Here is a 4,561-nt window from a genome sequence, read left to right on the forward strand (position 1 = left end):
GATCGCAGTCGGAATGCCGATCAGAATCGCATACATCAACGTCTGCCCTACCGACGCCTGATACACCTGCACCGCGAGCATCGCCGCCGGGTGCGGCGGCACCAGCGCATGCACGACCGAGAGGCCGGCGACCATCGGCAAACCGACCATCAGAATCGACACACCCACGCGGCGCGCCACGGTAAACGCGATCGGCACCAGCAACACAAAACCGACTTCGAAGAACAGCGGCAGCCCGACCAGAAACGCGATGCACACCATGGCCCAGTGCGCGTTCTTCTCGCCAAAACGGTCGATCAAGGTGCGCGCCACCTGCTCGGCGCCGCCGGACTCGGCCATCATCTTGCCGAGCATCGTGCCCAGCGCCACCACCAGTGCGATGTGCCCCAGGGTCTTGCCAACACCGGCCTCGTAGGCACTGACCACGCCGGACGGCGGCATGCCGGCCAGCAGCGCCAGGCCGATGGAGACCAGGGTGATGACGATGAAGGGATTAAGCCGGTAACGGGCGATCAGAACGATCAGCGCGATGATGGCGATGGCGGCATATACCAGCAGCCAATAGCCGAAGGACAGGGTCATGCGGTACTCCTCGAAAGGGTCACGTCGAAAGTTTTGTGAAACTCTTAAAACATTTCGAAGCGCGAAACTCAAACGAGGTGAAAGTAATTTTCGTGCAGGGGTAAGGGATGTCGCGCAGAGGTATGCGAGGTCGGTGAATATGAAAATCGGCCAGGCGAACTTTCATCCGCTTTCCTGTGGGAGCGGGCTTGCTCGCGAAGAGGGAGTGTCAGTCGCCATAGGTGTTGGCTGACCTACCGCTTTCGCGAGCAAGCCCGCTCCCACAGGGTTGGGGCCTCAGTCGTGACTCACCCGCGCCCGCTTAAGCAGTTTCTTGCAACGCTCAGACAGATGCAGCACGCGCAGATGCTTGCCCGCCTTGGCGTAACGTTCGCGCAGGGTCTTCAGCGCCGCGATGGCCGAGTAGTCGACGAAGCTCAGGTGACGACAATCAATCGTCACTACGGACGGGTCATTGGCAGGATCGAACTGGTTGAGAAACGGTGTAGTCGAGGCAAAAAACAGCGTGCCATGCAGCAGGTAAAGCTTGCTGCCGTCGGCTTCAAGGTGACTGTCGGCATACAGCTCGCGGGCCTGCTGCCAGGCAAAGTTGAGCGCCGCAATGATGATCCCGCAAAGCACGGCGGTGGCCAGGTCGGTGAACACCGTGATGACCGTTACGGCGACGATCACCAGCACGTCGTTCAGCGGCACCTTGTTGACCACCCGCAGCGAAGCCCAGGCAAACGTCTGTTGCGACACCACGAACATCACGCCGACCAATGCGGCCAGCGGAATGCGCTCGATCAGCGGCGACAAAAACAAAATGAACAGCAGAATCAGCACGCCGGCCACCACGCCGGAAAGCCGACCTCGGCCACCGGAGCTGAGGTTGATCACGGTCTGGCCGATCATCGCGCAGCCGCCCATGCCGCCAAACACACCGGAGACCATGTTGGCCGCGCCCAGCGCCACACACTCACGATCCGGGAAGCCACGGCTCTCGGTGATTTCGTCGGTCAGGTTCAGGGTCAGCAGGGTTTCCAGCAGGCCGACCAGCGCCATCAATATCGCGTAGGGAGCGATGATGCGCAGGGTGTCCAGCGTCCACGGAATATCTGGCAAGGCCAGCGTCGGCAAGCCACCGGCGATGTGCGCCATGTCGCCCAGGGTGCGAGTCGGCAAGCCGAGCAGATACACCGCCAGCCCGACGCCCAGAATCGCCACCAGCGCTGGCGGCACGGCGCGGGTCAGGCGCGGCAGCAGATAGACGATCGCCATCGTCAGCGCCACCAATCCGCTCATCACATAGAGCGGTGAGCCGCTGAGCCAGTTGTCACCACTCTTGAAGTGCTCCAGTTGCGCCAGCGCGATGATGATCGCCAGGCCGTTGACGAAGCCGAGCATCACCGGATGCGGCACCATCCGCACCAGTTTGCCGAGTTTCAACAACCCGAACGCCAGCATGATCAACCCGCCCAGCAACACCGTCGCGAGCAAGTACTGCACACCGTACTGCACCACCAGCGCGACGATCACCACGGCCATCGAACCGGCCGCGCCCGACACCATGCCCGGCCGACCACCGAACAGCGCGGTCAGGGTGCAAATGATGAACGCGCCGTACAGGCCCATCAGCGGATTGAGGTGAGCCACCAGCGCGAAGGCGATGCATTCTGGCAACAAGGCGAAGGATGTGGTGAGCCCGGCCAGGACATCGGCGCGCAGACGGTTTGCTTTCATGGGGAGGACTGGACACAACTGGGGAAGAGGGGGCGGATGGTACGGAATTGAGGGCGGCCCGGCCAGTTGCGGTGCTGTTGAAGACGCCTTCGCGGGCAAGCCTCGCTCCTACAAGGGTTGTGTCGTTCACCCATTTTGTGAACGACACAACCCCTGTAGGAGCGAGGCTTGCCCGCGAAGAACGATGACGCGGTCTAAAGCGAACTCACACCATCTCGTTAAGAATCCACTCAACCACCGAAGTCCGCTTCGGCACCCAACCCAGCAACTCCCGCGCATGCTTGCCGCGCACCCGGCTGTTGGAACCCAAACCGTAGTTGGCCATTTCATAACCCCACTCGGCTTCGGCCTCTTTCAGCGGCCAGTCTTGCGGCTCAGCGAGATTCAACGCCTGGGCAATCGCCGTGGTCATGTCGACGAACGACGCTTCACCGCTCTCAACGAAGTAAAACGTGCCGGGTACGTTTTTGGTCAGCGCCAGCAAGTACAGGGACACCACGTCTTCGATGTGCACGTTGGACCAGATGTTCTGGCCGGTGCCGACATGCCGAACCACGCCACTTTTGCGTGCCTGTTTCAGCAGGCGCGGCAACTGCACGCTGTCGCGATTGACGCCCAGGCTGTGGCCGTAGATCAGCGTGTTACAGATGACCGCCGAGTTCACCCCGTCGTTCGCCGCGTCGAGGATCAGGTTGTCGATGGCCACGCGGGCCGCCTTGTCGACAGTAGGCTCCGGCAGCGTGTCTTCATAATAAATGGCGTCGCCGAACTGACCGCCCGACGCATCGCCGACAATGCTCGAACCACTGGTGTGCAGGAATACCTTGTTGGAACCGCGCAAGGCATTGACCAAGGCTTCCACCGCGCCGCGATGGTCGCTGCTGGCGGCATTGATCACCGCGTCGGCAGCGCGGGCCTGTTCGGCCAATAGTGCGCTGTCGTCAAGAGTGCCGATGACCGCCGTGATGCCCAACGCGCTCAGCTCATTGGCTTGTTCGCTGCTGCGCACCAGGCCGGTGACCTTGTGGCCAGCGCGAACCAGGCCCGTAGCGATGGAGCCGCCGATGAAACCTGCAGCGCCGGTAACGAATACGTTCATGGAGAAACTCCCTGCGTGAATAAGTGATGCAACGAGTATCAAGCAGTCATCACGACTGAAAAATGCCCGTTGACCCAATTCACTCTTGCGCAGGAATCATGAATCAACCTTCGAAATCCGCATTCGCGTACACCGCCAATTTGCCCTGGATAAAGTCCAGGAAGCACTGAATCCGCAGGGCCAGTTGCGAGTTGCGGTAATAGACCGCGTTGATCGGCTGGCGATAACCGCTGTTGAAATCCGCCAGCAGCACTTTCAGGCGCCCGGCACGGATGTCTTCGATGGTCATGAAATGCGACAGGCTGGCAATGCCCTGACCTTCAAGCGCCAGGTGCCTGATCGTCTCGCCGCTGGACGCACTGATCGACGCCTGAATCGGCCAGCGATCGCCATGCACATAACGCAGCGGCCATTGGTTGAGGCCTTCATTGTGGGTGAAGCCCAACAGCGCATGCCCGCTCAGGTCCTCGACCACCAGCGGTGTGCCGTGTTGCTCAAGGTAAGCCGGGCTGGCGACGATGTGCAGCGGGCTGCAACCCAGCGAGCGGGCATGCAGGGTCGAGTCGGCCAGCGTGCCGATGCGGATGGCGATGTCGGTGCTTTGTTCGAGCAGGTCGATGATCAGGTCGTTACTGTTGAGTTCGAGCTGGATGTCGGGGTAGAGCCGGCGGAACTCGTCGATGTACGGCACGATGGCGTGCAGCATGAACGGCGAGGCGGCGTTGATCCGCAAACGCCCGGACGGGGTTTGCTGACGTGAACTGAGGCGTTCTTCAAGCTCCTCCATCTGATCGAGAATCAGTTTGGCGTGCTCGAAGAAATACTTGCCCTCCTCCGTCAGGTCCATGCGCCGCGTGGTGCGGTTGATCAGCGTGGTATCGAGCTTGGCCTCCAGCCGCGACAACGTGCGGCTGACCGCCGAAGGCGTCTGCCCGACCTGTTCGGCCGCAGCGGAAATCGATCCGCACTCAATCACGCAGACGAAAATCTGCAACTCATCGGATCTGGCTTTCACCTGTGTTCCTTATCGAGAATTCAGCGCCGATCGCTTTTTGTAGGAGCCGGCTTGCTGGCGATAGCGATCTTGAGGGCGCCATCGCCAGCAACCCGGCTCCTACAGGTTCGGATTCCAGATGACGATAGTAGCCGAACCTTATG

General features: G+C 60.9%; 4 protein-coding genes. All 4 read right to left on the reverse strand.

Annotation, left to right across the window (positions count from 1 at the left end; genetic code table 11):
• Positions 1–582 (reverse strand): SLC13 family permease (locus ACM6IO_RS26655; protein WP_414912535.1); only part of this gene is annotated, 582 nt, incomplete at its 3' end.
• A 276-nt stretch (positions 583–858) separates the two neighbouring features.
• A complete protein-coding gene (locus ACM6IO_RS26660; RefSeq protein ID WP_414912536.1) occupies positions 859–2,304 on the reverse strand; it encodes a SulP family inorganic anion transporter in 1,446 nt (481 codons plus the stop codon).
• Positions 2,305–2,509: 205 nt separating this feature from the next.
• Positions 2,510–3,403, reverse strand: a complete 894-nt coding sequence (locus tag ACM6IO_RS26665; protein WP_008040822.1) for an NAD-dependent epimerase/dehydratase family protein — start codon at positions 3,401–3,403, stop codon at positions 2,510–2,512.
• A 103-nt stretch (positions 3,404–3,506) separates the two neighbouring features.
• Complete coding sequence (locus ACM6IO_RS26670) at positions 3,507–4,418, reverse strand: LysR family transcriptional regulator (RefSeq protein ID WP_008024659.1); 912 nt, start codon at positions 4,416–4,418, stop codon at positions 3,507–3,509.
• Between the last annotated feature and the right edge of the window lie 143 nt (positions 4,419–4,561).

Source organism: Pseudomonas sp. IT-P44, from assembly GCF_949768225.1.
Classification (GTDB): Bacteria; Pseudomonadota; Gammaproteobacteria; order Pseudomonadales; family Pseudomonadaceae; genus Aquipseudomonas; species Aquipseudomonas migulae.

Excerpts from the sequence above, each read along its gene's own strand:
- ACM6IO_RS26660 (WP_414912536.1), bottom strand. The coding sequence starts at position 2,304 with ATGAAAGCAAACCGTCTGCGCGCCGATGTCCTGGCCGGGCTCACCACA.
- ACM6IO_RS26665 (WP_008040822.1), bottom strand. The coding sequence starts at position 3,403 with ATGAACGTATTCGTTACCGGCGCTGCAGGTTTCATCGGCGGCTCCATC.